This is a genomic window from Gracilibacillus sp. HCP3S3_G5_2, from assembly GCF_052063305.1.
Lineage (GTDB): Bacteria > Bacillota > Bacilli > Bacillales > Amphibacillaceae > Gracilibacillus.
Map to the genome: position 1 here is coordinate 1 of NZ_JBQHXU010000004.1, position 19760 is coordinate 19760.

General features: G+C 36.6%; 19 protein-coding genes. 5 read left to right on the plus strand and 14 right to left on the minus strand.

Annotation, left to right across the window (positions count from 1 at the left end):
• Window positions 1-117: 117 nt before the first annotated feature.
• The 9 genes from ACTNEP_RS07155 to ACTNEP_RS07195 all read right to left on the minus strand — a co-directional run bounded on the left by ACTNEP_RS07155 (window position 118) and on the right by ACTNEP_RS07195 (window position 9480).
• Window positions 118-426: a lmo0954 family membrane protein gene (locus ACTNEP_RS07155; RefSeq protein ID WP_441161123.1), complete on the minus strand. Its 309-nt coding sequence runs from the start codon at window positions 424-426 to the stop codon at window positions 118-120.
• Window positions 427-588: 162 nt separating this feature from the next.
• Entirely contained in the window at window positions 589-1182 is a 594-nt protein-coding gene (locus ACTNEP_RS07160) for a DUF3889 domain-containing protein (protein ID WP_441161124.1), read from the minus strand.
• Window positions 1183-1526: 344 nt separating this feature from the next.
• A complete protein-coding gene (locus ACTNEP_RS07165; RefSeq protein WP_441161125.1) occupies window positions 1527-2093 on the minus strand; it encodes a hypothetical protein in 567 nt (188 codons plus the stop codon).
• A gap of 220 nt (window positions 2094-2313) precedes the next feature.
• Window positions 2314-4479, minus strand: coding sequence for a DNA topoisomerase III (locus ACTNEP_RS07170; RefSeq protein WP_441161126.1), 2166 nt, complete (start codon window positions 4477-4479; stop codon window positions 2314-2316).
• Window positions 4480-4709: 230 nt separating this feature from the next.
• Window positions 4710-4943 carry a hypothetical protein gene (locus tag ACTNEP_RS07175; RefSeq protein ID WP_441161127.1) on the minus strand — a complete coding sequence of 78 codons (234 nt, stop codon included), beginning with the start codon at window positions 4941-4943 and terminating at the stop codon, window positions 4710-4712.
• Between the two features lie 13 nt (window positions 4944-4956).
• Window positions 4957-6111 carry a Ger(x)C family spore germination protein gene (locus tag ACTNEP_RS07180; RefSeq protein ID WP_441161128.1) on the minus strand — a complete coding sequence of 385 codons (1155 nt, stop codon included), beginning with the start codon at window positions 6109-6111 and terminating at the stop codon, window positions 4957-4959.
• Window positions 6098-7651 carry a spore germination protein gene (locus tag ACTNEP_RS07185; protein WP_441161129.1) on the minus strand — a complete coding sequence of 518 codons (1554 nt, stop codon included), beginning with the start codon at window positions 7649-7651 and terminating at the stop codon, window positions 6098-6100. Before ACTNEP_RS07185 ends, ACTNEP_RS07180 begins: the two co-directional genes overlap by 14 nt.
• A 7-nt stretch (window positions 7652-7658) precedes the next feature.
• Window positions 7659-8744, minus strand: a complete 1086-nt coding sequence (locus ACTNEP_RS07190; RefSeq protein WP_441161130.1) for a GerAB/ArcD/ProY family transporter — start codon at window positions 8742-8744, stop codon at window positions 7659-7661.
• A 124-nt stretch (window positions 8745-8868) separates the two neighbouring features.
• Complete coding sequence (locus ACTNEP_RS07195) at window positions 8869-9480, minus strand: LysE/ArgO family amino acid transporter (RefSeq protein ID WP_441161131.1); 612 nt, start codon at window positions 9478-9480, stop codon at window positions 8869-8871.
• Between the two features lie 150 nt (window positions 9481-9630).
• Between ACTNEP_RS07195 and ACTNEP_RS07200 the strand changes: the two genes are divergently transcribed.
• From ACTNEP_RS07200 to ACTNEP_RS07210, 3 genes are all read left to right on the plus strand, one after another.
• Window positions 9631-11076: a PLP-dependent aminotransferase family protein gene (locus ACTNEP_RS07200; RefSeq protein ID WP_441161492.1), complete on the plus strand. Its 1446-nt coding sequence runs from the start codon at window positions 9631-9633 to the stop codon at window positions 11074-11076.
• Between the two features lie 152 nt (window positions 11077-11228).
• Window positions 11229-12332 (plus strand): YibE/F family protein, encoded by a 1104-nt coding sequence (locus tag ACTNEP_RS07205; RefSeq protein WP_441161133.1) that lies wholly within the window; start codon window positions 11229-11231, stop codon window positions 12330-12332.
• Window positions 12329-13099 carry a YibE/F family protein gene (locus ACTNEP_RS07210; RefSeq protein ID WP_441161134.1) on the plus strand — a complete coding sequence of 257 codons (771 nt, stop codon included), beginning with the start codon at window positions 12329-12331 and terminating at the stop codon, window positions 13097-13099. The genes ACTNEP_RS07205 and ACTNEP_RS07210 overlap by 4 nt, the downstream gene beginning before the upstream one ends.
• A gap of 158 nt (window positions 13100-13257) precedes the next feature.
• Here ACTNEP_RS07210 and ACTNEP_RS07215 read toward each other — a convergent pair whose 3' ends face one another.
• The 3 genes from ACTNEP_RS07215 to ACTNEP_RS07225 all read right to left on the minus strand — a co-directional run bounded on the left by ACTNEP_RS07215 (window position 13258) and on the right by ACTNEP_RS07225 (window position 15937).
• Complete coding sequence (locus ACTNEP_RS07215; protein WP_441161136.1) at window positions 13258-13776, minus strand: redoxin domain-containing protein; 519 nt, start codon at window positions 13774-13776, stop codon at window positions 13258-13260.
• A gap of 375 nt (window positions 13777-14151) precedes the next feature.
• Window positions 14152-15315, minus strand: coding sequence for a rod shape-determining protein RodA (gene rodA / locus ACTNEP_RS07220; protein ID WP_441161137.1), 1164 nt, complete (start codon window positions 15313-15315; stop codon window positions 14152-14154).
• Between the two features lie 16 nt (window positions 15316-15331).
• Window positions 15332-15937: a helix-turn-helix domain-containing protein gene (locus ACTNEP_RS07225; RefSeq protein WP_441161139.1), complete on the minus strand. Its 606-nt coding sequence runs from the start codon at window positions 15935-15937 to the stop codon at window positions 15332-15334.
• Between the two features lie 269 nt (window positions 15938-16206).
• On the opposite strand from ACTNEP_RS07225, the gene ACTNEP_RS07230 reads away from it, so the two are divergent.
• Window positions 16207-16863 (plus strand): YczE/YyaS/YitT family protein, encoded by a 657-nt coding sequence (locus ACTNEP_RS07230; protein ID WP_441161140.1) that lies wholly within the window; start codon window positions 16207-16209, stop codon window positions 16861-16863.
• Between the two features lie 62 nt (window positions 16864-16925).
• Here the strand turns inward: ACTNEP_RS07230 and ACTNEP_RS07235 are convergent, their stop codons facing one another.
• Together ACTNEP_RS07235 and ACTNEP_RS07240 are read right to left on the minus strand one after the other, a co-directional pair.
• Entirely contained in the window at window positions 16926-18224 is a 1299-nt protein-coding gene (locus tag ACTNEP_RS07235) for an alpha-glucosidase/alpha-galactosidase (RefSeq protein ID WP_441161141.1), read from the minus strand.
• A gap of 113 nt (window positions 18225-18337) precedes the next feature.
• The gene (locus ACTNEP_RS07240) at window positions 18338-19222 is read right to left on the minus strand and encodes an AraC family transcriptional regulator (protein WP_441161142.1); all 885 of its coding nucleotides are present in this window, start codon (window positions 19220-19222) and stop codon (window positions 18338-18340) included.
• 103 nt (window positions 19223-19325) lie between these two features.
• Here ACTNEP_RS07240 and ACTNEP_RS07245 point away from each other — a divergent pair, with 103 nt between their 5' ends.
• The gene (locus tag ACTNEP_RS07245) at window positions 19326-19652 is read left to right on the plus strand and encodes a hypothetical protein (protein WP_441161143.1); all 327 of its coding nucleotides are present in this window, start codon (window positions 19326-19328) and stop codon (window positions 19650-19652) included.
• Window positions 19653-19760 lie beyond the last annotated feature (108 nt).

The window sequence follows — 19760 nt, forward strand, 5'->3', positions numbered from 1 at the left end:
CTTAAATTAAGGGTCCATTTTTGCTTCGAAGCTTTGGACACCTCGTATGATACCAAGAGGGCTCTTTTTGTTTCAATCCTCAAATTTCTTCATTACAGGAATGCTCCTATTTTATCTTTATAGCTTGTCCCACTCTAAGTAATCTTCATGTTCTTTTTCTTCTTGGTACTTTTTATAGCTGTAATACAATACGACTAGCGCGACCACACCGATTAACGCTGGTATGTTTGACAATGACATCGATACACCAATTAAGATGACAATGCCCCATCCGACTTTCTGTCCGGTAGTTTCTGCTAAGATAAACTGTTTCACACCATAATAAGCAATCACCACACTAATCAAGAGCAGAATCATCGGACCGAGATTTGCTAACAAAACAATTGAGGCAATTACTGCTAAACTGATAAGTAAAAATGTTTTCACATGCGTTCCCTCCTTCCATGTCTTTATGATAGCTTGTCTCATTGATTTGGGTAATGGGCTGCGGATATATTTTAGACTAAGTCTGGAGGCGTATGATTGAATAGGACTGGTTGCTGTTACCTCAAAAAACCACCTTCCAGCAATGGAAGGTGGTTAGACTGACTATATTTCTTTTATATCAAAAGAAATAACACGTTCTGTTGTCGGGTTATAGACTACTGTTCCTCGTACAGTTATGCGCTCTTGCGTATTTTGCAAGTGAAAATCATATACTTCTCTTACCCGATTTTCGCCTAGCTGTGTTTTTTCTACAAAGCTATAATCCGTCACATTATAGTTGGGATACGCTACTTGTGTTACTTCCAATAAATATTTGCCCCATTTAACTTGTTCTAATTCTGGAGATGGTTCAAATTGGATGGAAATTACACCAACAGATGGATTTACGCCTAATGCTTCGAATGCTCTGCGATGTAAATTCAAGCGTGTTTCTGGAGCATTAGGGACTGTATCAACGACTGTCACGATTACTTCCCGCAAATTTTGTGGGTTTCTCACTTTAATTGTTTGACCACATTGATATGGTGAATTGCTGCTGACTGCTACTGTCATATACTGATTATGAGACCATGGTATATTACATTGTGTTACATTCCCACCTTCTGTCCAAGTTGCCTGCCCGTTGATTAAATTCTGACGGATAACGTTAGGATACGGTTGATAATACGGATAACCGTAATGGTAATAATGATGCATCATTTTTCCTCCTAAACATTTACTCAAGATATTCTATGAAAGCATAGGCTAAAGTTGTGCAAATAGAAAATGAAGTAGGCTTTTTATCCATCAGCTTCGGAGAACTTGGATGTCGTCAATGATACTAGTAAATCTCGATTTTAAAGAACAAATCTTGTTGCTCACCCCCGTGATTTGTTGATTATCTCCGTTTATTAAACAAATCTTGTTGCTCGCACTTATGGTTTGTTTATTATCTGGGTATCACCCGATGTCACAGACCCTATATGTCTTTACATTATTACACACAAAAAAAGAGCCTTATTACAGACTCTTTAAAAATGACATATAATATATAATTGCCGTTAACTAATCTTCCATAATGGTACTTTTTTTACTTCATAACCACCATGCTGTTTTAGGTAAACAGGTAAATCACCATGGTAAATTAATTCCAATGCTTGCCACTCTTTTAAATCTTGCGGTTTTATTAGACACGCTGGTCTCTCATCAACATAAATACCTGCTTCTTTCAAGATCGTTACTACAAACTCGGAACAGAAATAAGCATGCTCCCGATGTAGTTCCATGTTAAAGAGGACACCGAATAATCCCAATAAATTGTAATGATAGCGGTTTGTTTCTGCTTCCATCTCTCTTATTCGTTGCTTTAGCAGATAATATGTATCCTCTGTTACTGTTAATTGATAAATGGCACATTGGGACTGGCTGAAAAAAGGAGTACGTAGATTTTCTCTAACAAATCCACCGATCCATGGATTATATGGATTTTTCCTCCCAAAGCTATATACTTCCGTTAAAGATAAATCAAATGCAATAGAAGCATGGTTTAATGTAGATTTGGTACACAGGTTAATGAGGCGAGATAAAACAGTTCCTGTGTCTGTGAAAACTAGATAAATATTTTTCATCTTCACCTGCCCCTCCTTCCATTTCTATATGATAGCTTGTTTTTATATAGTGGGTAATGGGCTGTGGATATATTTCCAAATAGGTCTCAAGATGTATAAAAAAATACAATGATACATAAATTTAACTATAGTATAATTTCCATTAATGCGCAATAGTGGATTATAGAGCCCTCTGATTGCTTTATTTTCGAAAAAAAAGTGGCAGTCTGAAACTGCCACTTTACTTATTCTTCAATTTCGCAAGGGCATCTGCTAAGGCTGTGTTAGCAAATCCATCGTCTTGCTGTTTTAGATATTTATTTACGTCTCGTTTCGTTGCTTTATTTTTACCTTGTTTTTCTTTTCGCTTTTGGAAGGAGGATAATTTTTCGCGATATCCACATACACAGGAAAAGGTTTGCCCTTCTCCTTGTCCACGCAGTTCCATTTTTTTATGGCAGTTTGGACAACGAGCATTGGTTTTCTTCGCAATTGGTTTCCTTTCCCCACACTCACGATCTTGACAAACCAACATACGACCTTTTTTTCCGTTTACTTCCAACATTAGCTTGCCACATTTCGGACATTTGGTACCAGTCATATTATCGTGTTTATAGGTTGCTTTCGTTGATTTAACTTGATCGACAATTTCCTTTGTATAGCCTTTAATTTCATTGATAAATTCTATCTTCTTCAACTGACCATTGGCAATCTGAGTTAGCTTTTTCTCCCATTCTGCCGTTAATAATGGAGAACGTAGATCAGCAGGTACGAGATCGAGCAATTGTTTACCTTTTGAGGTAAGATATAGATATTTTCCTTTTTTCTCGATATAAAAAGTATTAAATAACTTCTCAATAATATCTGCTCTAGTGGCAACAGTACCTAGCCCACCAGTTACTTGTAATGTCTTCGTTGCGTGTTTTTCCTTTTTCGTTAAAAACTTCGCCGGACTTTCCATTGCCTGCAATAAGGTACCTTCAGTCAATCTCTCCGGTGGTTTCGTTTCGCCTTCAACCAATGTTACCATGGGGTTCTTCCACACATGCTGATCATGTATATTACTGATTTTCTGTTCCTCATTCTCTTCGTCTTCATCATGGTAAACTGCTTTAAAGCCTTGATCGATTACATCTTTACCTGTAGCAGTGAATGTCTCGCCTACGATTTCTGCCGTTAGCTGAATATGTTGATATTGAAAAGGTGGTAGCAGCACAGCTAAAAAACGTTTGATAACTAAATCATAAATTTTTAATTCTTGATCAGATAGCTTCGATAAATAAACCGGTTCTTCTGTCGGAATAATAGCATGGTGATCAGAAACCTTGGCATTGTCAACAAATGATGGATGAGCTTTAATCGATCGTTTTTTTATTTGGTTTGCAGCTTTCGCATATGGACCAATCCCACAGCTTGCTACCCTCTCCTTTAGCGTAGGGACAATATCTGTGGATATATATTTAGAATCGGTTCGTGGGTAGGTCAAAATTTTATGCTGTTCATAAAGCTTCTGCATAATCGATAATGTTTGTTTTCCAGAAAAACCAAAAATACGGTTTGCGTCCCTTTGCAGATCTGTTAAATCATAAAGGGTTGGTGCATAACGTTTTTTATTCTTTTTATCAATTTTAGTTACAGTTAATTCTTTGTTTTGCATTCGGGATTGCAACTCTTTAGCCTTGGATTGATCAAAAATTCTTGTTTCTCCTTTTTGATTTTGCCAAGTAAGCGTGATGCCCTCCGGTGTTCGTGCTTTTAGTTGATAATATGCTTGCGGCTTGAACTGCTTAATTTCTTCTTCTCTTGAGGCTATCATCGCAAGAGTAGGCGTTTGTACACGTCCACTTGATAATTGTGCATTAAATTTCGTTGTTAATGCTCGTGTTGCGTTTAAGCCGACATACCAATCTGCTTCTGATCGGGCAACAGCTGATGCATAAAGGTTGTCGTATTGCTTGGCCGGTTTTAAATGTTGAAACCCTTGTTTAATAGCTTGATCTGTTACAGAAGAAATCCACAATCTTTTTACCGGTTTGTTGATACGGGCTTTGTCTAAAATCCAACGCGCCACTAATTCTCCTTCTCTTCCAGCATCAGTAGCAATGACTACTTCCCCTACGTCTCCCCGATTCAACTGGCTTTTTACGGCATTGAATTGTTTGCTTGTTTGCTTCATCACAACCGTTTTTAGCTTATTAGGGATCATTGGTAAATCTTCCAGTTTCCATGTTTTATATTTATCATCATAAACTTCGGGGTCAGCTAGTGTTACTAAATGTCCTAACGCCCATGTAACAATATATTTTGGACCTTCTAAGTATCCATTTCCCTTTTTATTAGACTGTAATACTCGTGCGATGTCTCGAGCTACAGATGGTTTTTCGGCTAATACTACCGTTTTTTTCATGAAGGAACATCCTTTCAATTCACAAATTCCTAACCATTTTGTGTCAAGTAAGCTCTGTTAGGAGGTACAAACATCTTATCATACTTAAAAGGGGACGTATAGCATCAATCATGCAGCTTTCATTCGAAAAAAAGGTGCTGCATCCTTTTTCGGATCAGTCACCTTTTTCACAAACTTAACATTCACTTAAGCTATAATGAGAACCGCTTATTGTTTAAATTGTCCTAACATTAAATATCGATATCCTGTGGCAAAAATAACTGAACAGCATCCGTGATTATTTCAATTAGGCTAAACCTTTCCAGTGGCAAAATGTGATATTCGTTCGCAATAAATAAAATGTAAGCTACTGTTAATAGGGAGAAATACAGTACCCACTCTTTTTTATTTTGTTTTTTCCATAAACGTTTGGCATCAATACCTATAAGCAGGATAAATATCACTGTTAATACGGCAATCCACATATTGGTTATCCTTTCATTCCATTTGCGTTTTAGTTGGTTCAATAATTAATCCCGATCTTCGTATGTTGGAAGTCACTTGGATCTCAAAATGAACTTTTGCAAGAAGCTCTTCTGGTTGATCCTTCAACTTATTCCAGTCTTCAGGATAATTGCGTCTTAATTTCTGGCCAATTCCATAAATATCAGCATTCATTTCTTTTGCTGTCTCAAATTCATCCTCAATATACGAGGTAATTACTTCAGCTATTTCCTCCTCCGTCTGCTCTAACCTTTCTCTTTCCATGAGAGCTGATGGACATGTCTGATCTGAAAGGTTACCTTCCATCAGTATATTCACTTTATACCTTATTTCCTCATTCTCGACAATAATCTCGTCATCACTCTCAAAGTCAGTAGTCTGAAAAGCAAAATATTCTTCCTCCTGCCCAGGACATGTCCCTTCTAAAATGAAGTAATTATAATTGTTTTTCAGTAGTTCTGTCCCCGCTATTTCTGGTCCCTCAATATAACCCACTACTTTATCCTCTTTAAAGACAGCTATCTCATTTACCTCATATGCTTCCACTTCTCCTCTTATCTCTTTAGGCTCGATCACATCAAGGGAAGCATCAATTCCCGGAGTAGTAAGTACAGTAGTAAAGTCGCGAAGCTTTACCTGCCGTGCAATAATTTGCCGTTGTTCAGCAGTATCTAAAAGATCACTCATCGCTTTGGACGGAATACTTCCAAGTTCTACTTGCTGGTTCAGTAAATCTTGGGCACTACCACGCGTTACCACCATATAGGAAGCAGATCGGCTATCTCTATCACGTTCAAACCACGTGATAATCGGGGAAACACCCTCTTTTGCTAAGCTCTCACTCAAAATAATTATTTGAAGATGTGACCAATATAGCCGACGTGGCGAAAGCTTGTTCAAATTTTTAATCGCACTCATTACCGTTTCTCCTTGGGCAGTTACACTCCATGTTGGTAATTCCGTTCCCTGTGCGTCATTTTCTTGTGGTTTGATCACTTGAGCTGTTATTTCATAAATGGGGATTTCCGCCTCCACTTTATCAATTCCTACCCCTATTACCACCGCGATATTATTTAATTCTTTCTTATCCCAGCAACCACTTAAAAGAATGATACAAATAAATAGTAAAACAAATCTAATTATTTTCACTTTTTTGTCTCCTCTTTAAATGATCATTATCTCGCGATTCTGACATTCTTTTTTTATTTTCACCTGCTACCTGATCTGGTCTTTCCTTCATCATCCACCATGGTGTTCTAATAAATAAATCGCGCCAATTGTCATGATTAAACGGTACAATCGGCGTTAAATATGGTGCGCCAAAGGAGCGAAGTGTCGTTAAGTGGATATAGATAAATATCAATCCAAAAATTAGACCAAACGCCCCCAGAGAAGCAGATAATAATATAAGAGCAAACCTTAACAATCTTGCTGATATCGCCAAGTTATAAGATGGCGTCGTAAATGACGAAATGGCTGTTAGTGCAACTACTATAACAGTCGCTTCGCCAACAAGACCTGCTTCCACTGCTGCCTGCCCTAGAACCAATCCTCCAACGATAGATACCGCTGCACCTATTGTCTTAGGCAACCGGAGACCTGCCTCTCTTAATATTTCAAACGTTATCTCCATAATAATTACCTCAATAGCAATAGCAAACGGTACCCCTTCCCGTTGTCCTGTTAAGGCGATGATTAAGGGAGTGGGAATCATTTCCTGATGATAAGTAAGAAGCGCTACATAGAAACCTGGTAATATAATGGATAGTAAAAATGTAAATCCCCTTAGTATTTTAAGGAAACTGGCAAAATCGTATCGTTGATAATAATCTTCATTGGAAGTTAAAAACAATCCAATGGTTGCTGGTACCAATAAAACACCAGGTGTACCCTCGGTTAAAATCGCAATTCTACCCTCTAACAAACCAGCAGCAATACGATCTGGTCTTTCTGAGTTGAAAATGGTTGGGAATGGGGTATAACCATTCGGGTCCTCAATAATTTCTTCTAAATAAAGAGAATCCAAAATTCCATCTATTTCTATCTTTTCCAAACGTTTTTTTACTTCATTAAACATTTTAGGTTTCATCACCCCATTAATTCCGATAACTGCAACCGAAGTCTGGGATAACTCACCTATTTTCAACTCATGAATCTTTAATTTATGCGTATGGAGTCGTTTGCGGATTAATCCAATGTTTGTTTGCAATGATTCATTAAATGCTTCCCTTGGTCCTCGGACCACCGTTTCTACTTCCGACTCCGTCACTTGACGTCTCTCGCCCCCGGCAGTATCAAGTGCAATCCCCGTTTTCTGATTGTTGATTAAAACAAGTGAATATCCTTGTAATAAGTAGGTAAAAGCATCCTTTGTTGAAAATGCCTTTTGTTTTTTTATAGTAGAAAAACTGACTTCCTCTATGTTTAATTGTTTGGAAGGATGTTGATGATACATATCATTTAATTCACTAATGACATTTTCCTCAAGAGAATTTCTTTCCACTAAACTATCTATATACAAAATAGCTATTGGACCTTCCTCTCTGCCAATATAACGAATAGTTAAATCAGAACTATATCCAAATAGTTCTTTTATGATGGCAATATCCTTAGCTAAATTACCTTGAAAGAGCTGATTCTCGATTTTCTTTTTCTGGTTCTTTTTTAATGATGATTTTCTGCTCAACATAGATGGCTCAACCTCTTTTTGTCTGCTTAAATTGACTGATAATTAGTAAGAGTATTGGAATAAATAATCCAATAAATGTCGTAAAGTATGGATATATATGCATAAGGAATCGATATATCCCGATTAAGTCTTCACTAGTAATTAGCGAAAGAATTGCTAGCAAAGCAGCTGTAGGAATGACTAAAATCGGATAATCATCTAACTGAAATAATTGCGCCAAACCTACCACAATAGCATAAAAAAACAAGGTAACTTTCGAGAAAGACCCCATCGACCATAGTAAGACACCAATAATATCCAATCTTTGAAATTCTCCTATTTCTATATCTCGTAATGATTGGAAAGTCGGAAAATATAACCCCATCGCTCGCTCTTCTCCAAAAATCGTCACTACACCAGTAACCGGGCCAATAAACATAATAATTAAAATGATCATTGTTATGATGCTTAATCTCTTTAATCTGTTCTTATTTGTAATGTATGGAAAAATCATACCTAAAACAATGAAAGAACTGTACAGCGACGTTAAATTAAATGCTCCGAACATAACTGGTGTAAATCCCTCTTCCAACATAGGAAGTAAATTTCCATAGTCTTTATCTTTATGCGTTAAGATCGATGCCACAATTCCAATTGGTATCATCAACACAAGGAAAGTTTGATTCGTTCTTGCCAGAATTTCCAAGCGATTTCGAACCGCATATGTAGCAAGAATTAGCATAGCGATAAAATAAACCAAGATAGGTGTTCGAGGAGTAATCGCAGACGTGTAGAACTCACCAAACCCTCTCAATGATAAGCTTGCCTCATGGAAAAAATAAAAAAGAAATACAATTGCTATTAATTTACCAATCCATTTACCAAGAATAATTTGACAATATTCTATTAATGTATGTTCAGGATATCGCTGTGCTAATAACGAAATAACAAAACCGATCAGAACAGCCGGAAATATTGCGAGGACTACGGATAACCAGCTATCTCTACCAGCATGATTAATAATAACGGGTATAAATAATAGGTGACCTGTCACAGTAATACTAGCTATTCCTAGCATTAAAGCTTGGATTGATGAAATCCTTGAGTTTTCCATATATCCCCACCTCCACTACTAATCCGATTACTATCCATTATTCGCTGATAGAGACACATTTATGCAAATTTAATATAAGTGCGCGTGATTCTTGTTTTAATCCAGCCACTATAAGTTAATGCTATTACAAAAAAGATAGCACTAACAAAATAGCAGCCAACCACATGAAAACGGCTGAAATTTTATTTAACCATGTTAAAAAATGGCCAGACTTATCCAACTCTTTACTAAAGCGACCGAGCAGTCCTAACCCAAAAAACCATACCCACGATACCGTGATACAAGTTAAGGCGAAGATAAATTGTTCTTCTCCATCATATCTCAGTGAACTAGGTCCTATCACACCAATCGTATCTATCATTGCGTGTGGATTTAACATAGAAACTGATAAGGCAAATACTATTTGCTTTCTTATCGATAATGAGGCCTTTTCACTGTCTTTACTAGCAGCAACACCTGCTTTCCAAGTAACCGACCCCATATAGAATAAAAATATTATCCCTAAAACAATCAGCACATTCATCAACCAGACTAAATCTAACAAAATAAAGGAGACTCCATATACAGCTACCATAATAAGAACCGTGTCGCAAATCGATGCAGTGATAATGGCTGGCAGTATCCTCAAAAATGTTGGTTGGAGAACCCCTTGATTAAAAATAAATACATTCTGTACCCCAATTGGTAGAATTAATCCAAAAGATAAAATGAGTCCATGTATGATTGGTTCAAGCATCGAGACCATCCTTTGTTCGATATTGTTCAGCTGAACATATCCTATTTTAAGGGGAATTTTGCTAGCTTGTCTCCAACCATTTGGTTGGAAATTTTGCCAACCAAATCTTATAATAAAACCAATATCATTGGCTGGAAGGATGTAGAAATTGTGTTAACGATAAAATGGAAGCCTGATAGAAATTCAACGATACCTTTACATAAACAAATAACTGCTTTTATAAGGGAGCAAATTGCTAGTGGTGAATGGACAGTAGGAACTAGACTGCCATCCCAAAGAGAATTGGCACGACAATTCCATGTAAATAGAAGTACCATTGTTACAGCGCTTAATGAATTGGCAGCAGAAGGATTTATTGAGGGGAAAAGTGGAGGAGGCACAAAAGTAATAAATACAGCATGGAGCCAGTTAATGTCAACTCCCCCACCTGATTGGATTTCCTATGTAAAAGCTGGTCTTTATCAGCCAAATCTTCCAACTATTCAAGAAATTAATGAAGCGGAATTCAAACCAAATATGATACGTCTAGGGACAGGAGAATTGTCACCGGAACTAATCAATAACGACTTGATGCAACGTGTGCTCGAAAAACTACCTTGCAAAATAAAGTCATTCGGCTATGAAGAGCCTAAAGGCTTGTATGAGCTAAGAGAACAGGTTAGTAAGCATCTAAATCAGATTGGTATAAATGCTCCTCCTTCTTCCATCCTTATCGTCTCAGGTGCGTTACAAGCATTACAGCTAATAAGCATCGGCTTGCTACATAGAGGTTCCATTATACTAACGGAAAAACCATCCTATCTCCATTCTTTACATGTGTTTCAATCTGCAGGAATGCAGCTTTTTGGTATTCCATTAGATAGTGAGGGCGTTCGTGCCGATTTGATCTCTTCATATAAAAAACAATATACGCCCTCTTTTCTATACACGATTCCAACCTTTCAGAACCCGACCGGTATATTAATGAGTGAGGAGAGACGCAAACAGCTTCTTGCCATCTGTCAAAATGAGCAATTACCATTAATCGAAGATGATGTTTATCGTGATCTTTGGATAGATGAAAAGCCAGCACAACCAATAAAAGCGTATGATAATAATGGAATGGTATTATATTTAGGAAGTATGTCAAAAGCTTTGAGTCCTGGATTAAGAATTGGTTGGGTAGTTGGACCAGAAGCAGTTATTAATCGCTTAGCCGATATTAAGATGCAATCCGACTATGGCTCTAGTACACTCTCGCAATGGGCAGCATATGAATGGCTATCAAGTACATTATATCAAGACAATCTTTCATTGGTGCGGAGTGAATTGAAGAAGCGTCGTGATCTTACCTTAAACATTCTGGAAGCTCATTTTTCAGATATCGCGACTTGGGAAATTCCAAAAGGTGGGTTCTACATATGGGTTAAATTGCTGCCTTCTATCTCTATGAAGAAATTATTTGAAGATGGCTTATCACGAGGAATATTACTCAATCCAGGGAACATTTACCACAAACAATCAGATCAATATTTACGGATATCCTATTCTTTTGCATCACTTCACGATTTAGAATATGGTTTATCTCAACTGTCCGAAATTATCAGAAATGTTTAAAGGATTTCGACTTCCCTTTACTCAGCATCAAACACCGTAAGTAAAAAGAAGCCGTTTGCCAACCAATGACCTGTTTCTTCTGGCATTCTCTTATACATGAAATATGTTATCATATGGTAGTCTTATCTTAATTATATGTTGGAGTGAATAGCTTGCAAAAATTAACGAAAAAACATCTATATATATATTTGCTGATAGCTGTAGGTTTTATCGGCTCCATTATTTTTGTCCATCATAATCACGAGTTTTATGACAGACCAATTGCTAAAGTGACAGAAACAACTGAGACAGACAGAAATGAGGTAGTCGATCAATATGACAATCATGATCTGATCGTCACCCAACAAATAGTGGCTGAAATACAAAACGGCACCTACAAAGGAGAAACTATCGAGATAACGAATGAATATTCTGGTTCACAAGCGTTTGATCAAGCATTTGAACCAGGAGATGAAGCATTTATTTCTATCGATGAAGCTACATTTACAGGAACAATGGAAGACGTTAAACGGGATAAATATCTCATCCTTGTAGCATGGTTTTTTGTCCTTATATTATTAGCGGTTGGTAAGAAACAAGGCGCCTTATCCGTTGTCAGTTTAGCTGTTAATGCAGCTATTTTGTCATTCGCACTAGATATATATCTGCAAAATTCCGATATCAGTCTACTGATCATTTGCGGTATTAGTATTGTCCTTTTTACTGTCATATCGTTACTACTGGTCAATGGCTTCAATGAAAAAACATACACAGCGATTATTGCGACTCTACTTGGCACATTATGCTCGTTGTTGATTGCCTACCTCGCTTTATTTGTAACGGGCGAACAAGGGTTACGTTATGAAGAAATGTCGTTTCTCAGTAGAAATCCGCAAATTGTCTTTATGGCAGGATTGTTGATCGGTTCTCTTGGGGCGGTAATGGATGTTGCCATCACCATGTCTGCTTCTATTTTTGAACTATATGAAAAAAATAACAAGATAAAGTTAAAGGCACTCAAAGCCTCTGGCATAGATATTGGCAAAGATATTATGGGAACAATGACTAACATCTTATTTTTTGCCTATGTAAGTGGTTCAATCCCGATGCTACTCCTATATTTTAAAAATGCATCACCACTCGGTTTCACCTTATCCATGAACCTTTCTATCGAATTGGCACGGGCTTTAGCTGGTGGTATTGGTATTGTGCTCACTATTCCAATTGCTATCTATACGTCTATTTTCTTCATTAAAAGAAAGAAGGCTAGATTATGAATGTATTAATGTTATTGTCGGTCATATTATTTGCGTTAATGGCCATTGTCGGGGGAAAAAAAGGAATAAAATCGTTTATCGCATTATTTTTAAATTTCGGTATCCTTATCATAACGATTTTAATAATGAACGATCCAAACGCCAATCCAATTTGGTTAACTCTGCTGGCTTGTTCTTTGATTAGTGCAATCAGTCTTTTTTACATTAATGAAGTTAACAGTAAAACGACGATGGCTTTCTTTTCAACTATTGCAACGCTTGTCATCCTGTTATTTTTTATCATCGTTATCACTGAAAGATCAATGATCCAAGGCTTTGGAGAAGAAGAGTCGGAAGAATTAATGATCTTCTCTTTATTTATCGGAATTGATTTTGTAAAAGTCGCCGTTTCCGTTATCATTATGAGTACGATTGGAGCAATTGTCGATACAGCAATTTCTATTACTTCACCGATGCGTGAAATTTATTACCATAACCCATCAATTAGCAGAAAAGAGTTATTTCTGGCAGGCATACGCATTGGTAGGGATATATTGAATACAAGCACCAACACATTATTCTTCGCTTTTTTTGGAGGATATATGGGATTACTGATTTGGTTTAAAGATTTATCGTATTCATTTGGAGAAATTATTAATTCCAAGGTATTTAGTGACGAGATGATTACGATTTTCACAGCCGGAATGGGGGTTGCCCTTGTTATCCCGATCGCTTCTGCGATGACAGCTCATTATCTAGTGAGGATGAGTAATAAAAATCAAAACTAACGCTCACTCGTCTAGAGACTCCATCCTTCCATAGAAGCAGTTAGCCATTGATGCTTGCTTTTTATCATAGATTGTCCTTTTTTCAAGCATTGGCACTGCTTCCTTTCTCTAATTCTCTTAACTATCGATTTTGGTACAAACCAATCTGAGTAAGTCGACTAGCTTATTTTGTTATATTCAAGCATCATCTGCTCATAGTTAAGTGGGCCAAAGACGTAAAACTGAATAATGCCAGCAGAATCAATCATATAAGTAGTAGGAATCGGACGGATTTGATAGCGATCACCTACTAGATTTTCTTGATCTAATGGTATCGTAAAGGTTAAACCGTATTCTTCGACATACTGGTTGATATCCTCCAAATTGGTTTCAGTCTTCGTTAAATTAATCGCTAATATATTCATTCCAGTGTCTTGATAAAACCGTTGCATATCAGGCATTTCAGCTCGACACGGTGGACACCATGTAGCCCAAAAGTTAAGCATTACCGGCTCACCGCGGTAATCAGATAATTTTACCGTTTCTCCGTCCAATGTTTGCAATTCAAAATCTGGTGCCATATCCCCTATTTCCAAACCGATATTAACGGCCTCACTCTCCTTATTAGCTGTTATAACATCTACAACAGCCCAGCCGATCATTGCCAGTAACACAAAACTAATCACCCATTTTTTCATTTTATCCACCCCCCATTACGGTAATATATATATCCTAGTAATACAGCAATCATGACTAAAATGATATAAAAGATAATATGCGGTGAAAATTGGAAAATAGAAGCTTGTGTTATTATTTATAATAATGCCCAGCCGATCATAGTAATATGAGCAATGGATGAATGGTGATTTTTTATCACTGTAATAGAGGATAAACAGAAGAAAAGATTGAGTCTTACAGAAGGTTATACCGTGATAAAGAGAGTGGCCCTTAGATAAGAAAAACCGGGCAATCCTGCCCGGTCCTGATTTGATCATGCCACTCCAGTAGGGGGAACATGTCTTTTGACTAGAAAAGTACACTCAACAACGAGAAATATATATTTGATTCTTCTCTTATACAATTGGATCATTCTCTGAAGAAAACATATAATCTTTTGACCTTGCATAAATACTTTGAACGAGACCTAATGCAAGCATATTCGTAATTAGTGCACTTCCACCGTAACTAATAAACGGTAAAGCAATTCCTGTTACAGGCATTAAGCCAATTGTCATTCCAATATTTTGAAAGACCTGAAATGCAATAAGTGCCGTAATACCAACACATATATAAACACCGAATAAATCATTGGCTTTTAACGCAATGGTAATAATACGGTAAATCAATAAGAAATATAAAACAATTAACACACTTGCTCCAATAAACCCGAATTCTTCACCAATGACTGCAAAAATAAAATCGGTATGGGCTTCAGGCACTCGACCACTTTGCACCTGAAAACCTTGATTAAAGCCTGATCCTGTTAGCTGCCCCGCTCCAATACCCAGCATCGCTTGTCTTAATTGATAGCCAAAATCCATTGAGTATTCCGAAGGGTTAATCCAACTATAGATTCGACCTAATTGATGTGGCTTAAAAAATTTAGTTATCAACTCCTCGTGTTGAGAAAATAAATAGATTAGTAATATCGCACCGGATGTCAACACCGATATCACACAAGTGATCATTTTATTACTTATATTTGACATAAGTAATAAAACAAGTGCTGCCACCGCAATTAACAAGGCAGAACCCAAATCAGGCTGTCTAAGAATTAAAATAAACGGAATGGCCAGAAGCAAGGCCGTTTTTAAAACAAGCGGGATACTTTGGACAAACGTTAACTTTTCTTTGCCATATTTTTTATATATTGCTGCTAAATATATAACTAAAAAAAGCTTCATTAATTCAGATGGCTGGAGATCCATAAACCCAAGATCCATCCATCTTTGTGAACCATTCCGCTCGATACCAAAAAAACGGACATAAATAAGTAATAATATTCCTAAAACATATAAATAAACTGCCCACTTTTCAAGCAATTCGTAATCAAAGTAAGCAACAGCAATCATGATGGCAATACTGATGATGTACCAAATAAATTGTCTCCTGGCAAAATAAAGAGATTGTCCCTCCGTGTACTGCCCTGTCCCACTATAAACAGCGAACAGACTTATAATTAATAGCCCAGTTAAAATAATGATCATCAGATAGTCTAGTGTAGGTTTCTTCGCCATTTGCTTCTCCTTTGTCTTACTGCTTCATTGCTATAGATTGCATCACATACTGTATCACTAATGCATCGTCTAAATACCCTACCGGAAACAAATAATCCGGAATCATATCGATTGATGCAATAAAATAAAGCAGTGCGCTTCCCATCAATAAAAGCTCTTTTTTTGATGATTTTTTTTCTTTAAAAGTCTGATACATAATCTCTAACTCTTGTATATACGGACCTTGTCCACCAATTTCCGAAAGTTTTGTTTGGAATTGATGTAAAATAGTTGCTCGTCCTTCTTTTGTACTGCTTTCTTGCTGATATTTTTGTATATTTTCCTTTAATTGATCAGGTGTAAAATCTTCTACAGTGAGTTTCATTTCCTTTAAAAGAGCAAGAACAGATTGAAAGGATACTGGCTCTGTAGTCTCATTATTTTTGTCACTTACTAAATCTGATAAAGGGACGTTTAAGCTAAAAGAAATAGCTTTTAAATGCTCTAACGTTGCTTTTCGCTTTCCATTAATAATTCTAGAAATCGTTGAAACGTTAATCCCTGTCTCTTTAGCCAATTGACGCATACTTAAATTTTTTTCCCTTAATATAGCCTTTATTAACATTGAGTAATTACTTGACATGTTAGTACACCCTCTTAAAAAAGCGCGATTATAAATTACTTGACGCTTGATTAGGCATTTCCATTTAATACATTCAGTATTAAAAACCTATCATTAAAAATAAAGGAGTGTTGACAAATTGTCAACACTCCTTATGCTGGATGAACAGACTTTTCGCTAAAAATGACTTGATTGAACTAACAGATACATCTATCTATCGCTTAATAATTCCTATATAATAGGAATTATTAATAATGGATACATACATAGAAAATAAAAGGGGACAAAATATGAAAGCGATAACTTGGAAAGGGTTTAATATGGTGCTTATTGGTAACTTATGTATCGGAATTGCCGTTGCACTACTTAGACTTAGCGCGTTTGGAACAGATCCTTACTCAACATTAAATCTGGGAATTAGTGGGTTCCTAGGGATATCATTCGGGGTTTATCAATTGATATTTAACCCACTGTTACTAATAGTGGTATTCGTTTATTATCGAAGTTTAATCGGAATCGGAACTATTGTGAACATGGTAGGAATTGGCTTTATATCTGATTTTATCATCTTAGGCTACAGTTTCTTCTTTGATGATATGACTAACGTTGCCATTCGCATTGCCATGATGGCAATCGCGGTAATATTTACTAGTTTGGGTGTTGCTTTGTATATTACGCCTAATCTGGGAATCTCACCTTATGATGCGTTAGCCTTCGTCATTGTAAAGGTGTCCAATAACAAAATTGCTTTTCCAGTGGCGAGAATTACAACAGATATTTTATGTGTCGTCATCGGCTTTTCATTTGGAGCAATTGTCGGTATAGCGACCGTTATTTTGGCTTTTTTCACCGGTCCATTTATTCAATTTTTCCGCAAACGTGTAGCCGAGCCCATGCTCGCTCAGGGAAATACACCTACTGCAGTATCGCTTGCACCACACAAATAACTGAACAAGGGTCTCTGTTAAAAACAGAGACCCTTGTTCAGTAATGATAGAGGTTCATGTTGTTATTGATATTCCGGAAGCCAGTCACCATGCTCTTCAATCAAATCGTCACATAAAGCGATAATATCATCGATTGATAACTCTGCTGCGGTATGAGGATCAAGCAATGCTGCCTGATAAATCTTTTCTTTCTTCTTCGTTAATGCCGCTTCTATTGTTAACAGCTGTGTATTAATATTGGTTCTGTTCAGTGCAGCCAATTGTTCTGGTAAGGCTCCAACATAGGTAGGTGTTACTCCGTTGGCATCTACTAAACAAGGAACCTCCACTACAGCATTTTCTGGTAAATTGCTAATAAGCCCACCTGTATTCAGTACATTTCCACCAATTTTAAATGGCTGATTTGTTTCCATTGCTTCAATAATGTAAGAACCATATTCATGTGTACGTTCATGCTGCAGGTTTTGATCATTAACAAGGTCATCACGCATTTTTTTCCAGCCTTCAATTTGGTTCACACAGCGGCGCGGATACTCATCTAACGGAATATTATATTTATCAATTAATTCAGGATAGCTGCTTTTAATAAAATATGGATGGTATTCTGCATTATGTTCTGATGATTCAGTCACATAGTAACCAAACTTATCCATCAATTCATAGCGAACCATATCATCATGCTTTTCCTGTTGTTTTTGTTTGGCACGCTTTTTAATTTCTGGATAAAGATCTTCTCCATTTCTTGTAATTTCAAGCAACCATGCCATATGGTTAATACCAGCAATCTTCCATTGTACATTGTCTTTTGGCATTTCCAGAGAATCTAATAAATGACTAGCACAAACCTGAACACTATGGCATAATCCTACCGTTTTGATTCCTTCTTTCAACATAATATTAGTTAAAACAGCCATTGGATTAGTGTAGTTTAAAAACCATGCATCAGGACAAACTTCTTTCATATCACGAGCAAATTCTTGCATAACAGGAATTGTTCGTAAATTCCGAAAGATACCCCCTATTCCAAGTGTGTCTGCAATTGTTTGGCGTAATCCGTATTTTTTCGGAACTTCAAAATCAGTAATGGTACACGGATCATAGCCTCCAACTTGAATAGCATTAATTACATATTTCGCCTCTCTTAATGCTTCTTTACGGTCATGGTAAGCTTGTACTTTTATCTTCGAATTTAAGCTTTTCTTTAAATTGTTCAACATCATTTCTGAATCTCGCAAACGCTCGTGATCAATATCAAACAAAGCAAATTCAAAATGCTGTAAGGCATCAACTGTCATACAATCTCCTAAAAGATTTTTGGCAAAAACCGTACTTCCTGCTCCTAAAAACGTAATCTTAGACATCTTTATCCTCCTCATAATTCGCATTAAATTGCTATCACTTGATATTATGATATAAAGGATAGATACCGTTTACAATCGTAAATATTTTTGAAATAGGTAAAATATTGCTTTCGTCAATCCATAATTAAACGATCTACAGGCATCACATATTTGTTTTGGCGATAATTACTTGGACTCTCGTTAAGTAAATTTTTAAATACTTTACTGAAATAATTACTAGATGTATAACCTACTTCTTTCGCTATTTCTTCAATTGTCTTCTCATTATCTTGTAGTAGCTCTAAAGCGTGCTGGATACGCACTTTGGTTAAATACTGGATCGGCGTTTGCTTGACAGTATTAGCAAAGAGCCGAGTGAAGTGATATTTAGATAATTCAGAGATCGCTACAATATCATCTAATGAAATATCTTCTGCATAGTTTTCTTCTATAAAAGATACTGCCTTGGCAATGGCCATAGGCAAATGATGTGCTTGTTGCTGTTCATATTCAAGAAAATGAAGGCATTCCATTAAAAAAGAATATGCATAACCAGAGGCCTCATATCCATGGTTAATACCAGTCGTTTCTAATTTCTCCAGCATTCGAAATATATGTTTAATCGGCCTTGAACGCTGATGAAGGTGAAGAATTTGCCCATATTTTTCTTTTATCATGTGAAAATGGTGTAACGCTTCTCTGCCATAAAGCGTAATATAGATAAAGTCCCAATGAGTCGACTCTTCTGGTAAGTAATAACAATGATCACTGGGGATCTGGACGAAAAAAGCATCTCCTTTTGCTAATAGGTGAGTCTTTTCCCCGATCTTGATCGCTCCTTTACCATCTAGTGTATATTGAAATACAAGACGTCCTTCTTCTCCTCTTTCTAGTCCATTCCATCTATACGTATGCTCTGTACGGGATTCCTTTCCAATAGCATGAAGACCGGCGACACGTTCCTGATAGTCTCCTTTTAAGCGAAAACCATATGAATGGTGGCGAGAATAGTGTTTCATTTTAGCATTTCTCCAATCATTATTCAGTTGATTAATTCATAATATATGGTAAAATTGAATTTGTTTCAAAACTTTAGAACTATGAAGAAAGGAGGAATTACATATGTTATTAGCTGGTATACTTAAATTAGTTGGTGCAGGTTTAGAGTTTTTATTAGGAATACCTGTATTCGGCGGCGCTATTATTCTTTCATTATATTGGACGCCTCTTTTTATTATGTTAGTCTATCATATCGTAACATTAATTCTATCAAAAAGTAACAACGCTACAATATGGGGACCCGTAATAGGTATTGTGGCAAGCGTGCTTGGATTTATTCCAGGGCTTGGTATGGTGTTACATTGGGCTGCCTTCATTTGTCTGCTTGTTGACGGGATTGCCAATGTAAAAAATAAAGATAAAGAAGCTACAGAAACTAAAGAAGCATAATATGTTGCTTAACTTCTCTTATATTTCATTATGAGAGAAGTTTTTTTATGTTCATTAATATCTCAATGATTGACTTCCTAACCCAAATCGCTTAAGCTTGCTTTAAGA

What these genes read in the sequence shown, in the direction of transcription:
- ACTNEP_RS07160 (WP_441161124.1), bottom strand. Translation starts at nt 1,182, where the DNA reads ATGCATCATTATTACCATTACGGTTATCCGTATTATCAACCGTATCCT.
- ACTNEP_RS07165 (WP_441161125.1), bottom strand. Translation starts at nt 2,093, where the DNA reads ATGAAAAATATTTATCTAGTTTTCACAGACACAGGAACTGTTTTATCT.
- ACTNEP_RS07170 (WP_441161126.1), bottom strand. Translation starts at nt 4,479, where the DNA reads ATGAAAAAAACGGTAGTATTAGCCGAAAAACCATCTGTAGCTCGAGAC.
- ACTNEP_RS07175 (WP_441161127.1), bottom strand. Translation starts at nt 4,943, where the DNA reads ATGTGGATTGCCGTATTAACAGTGATATTTATCCTGCTTATAGGTATT.
- ACTNEP_RS07185 (WP_441161129.1), bottom strand. Translation starts at nt 7,651, where the DNA reads ATGTTGAGCAGAAAATCATCATTAAAAAAGAACCAGAAAAAGAAAATC.
- ACTNEP_RS07190 (WP_441161130.1), bottom strand. Translation starts at nt 8,744, where the DNA reads ATGGAAAACTCAAGGATTTCATCAATCCAAGCTTTAATGCTAGGAATA.
- ACTNEP_RS07195 (WP_441161131.1), bottom strand. Translation starts at nt 9,480, where the DNA reads ATGCTTGAACCAATCATACATGGACTCATTTTATCTTTTGGATTAATT.
- ACTNEP_RS07210 (WP_441161134.1), top strand. Translation starts at nt 12,329, where the DNA reads ATGAATGTATTAATGTTATTGTCGGTCATATTATTTGCGTTAATGGCC.
- ACTNEP_RS07215 (WP_441161136.1), bottom strand. Translation starts at nt 13,776, where the DNA reads ATGAAAAAATGGGTGATTAGTTTTGTGTTACTGGCAATGATCGGCTGG.
- rodA (WP_441161137.1), bottom strand. Translation starts at nt 15,315, where the DNA reads ATGGCGAAGAAACCTACACTAGACTATCTGATGATCATTATTTTAACT.
- ACTNEP_RS07225 (WP_441161139.1), bottom strand. Translation starts at nt 15,937, where the DNA reads ATGTCAAGTAATTACTCAATGTTAATAAAGGCTATATTAAGGGAAAAA.
- ACTNEP_RS07230 (WP_441161140.1), top strand. Translation starts at nt 16,207, where the DNA reads ATGAAAGCGATAACTTGGAAAGGGTTTAATATGGTGCTTATTGGTAAC.
- ACTNEP_RS07235 (WP_441161141.1), bottom strand. Translation starts at nt 18,224, where the DNA reads ATGTCTAAGATTACGTTTTTAGGAGCAGGAAGTACGGTTTTTGCCAAA.
- ACTNEP_RS07240 (WP_441161142.1), bottom strand. Translation starts at nt 19,222, where the DNA reads ATGAAACACTATTCTCGCCACCATTCATATGGTTTTCGCTTAAAAGGA.
- ACTNEP_RS07245 (WP_441161143.1), top strand. Translation starts at nt 19,326, where the DNA reads ATGTTATTAGCTGGTATACTTAAATTAGTTGGTGCAGGTTTAGAGTTT.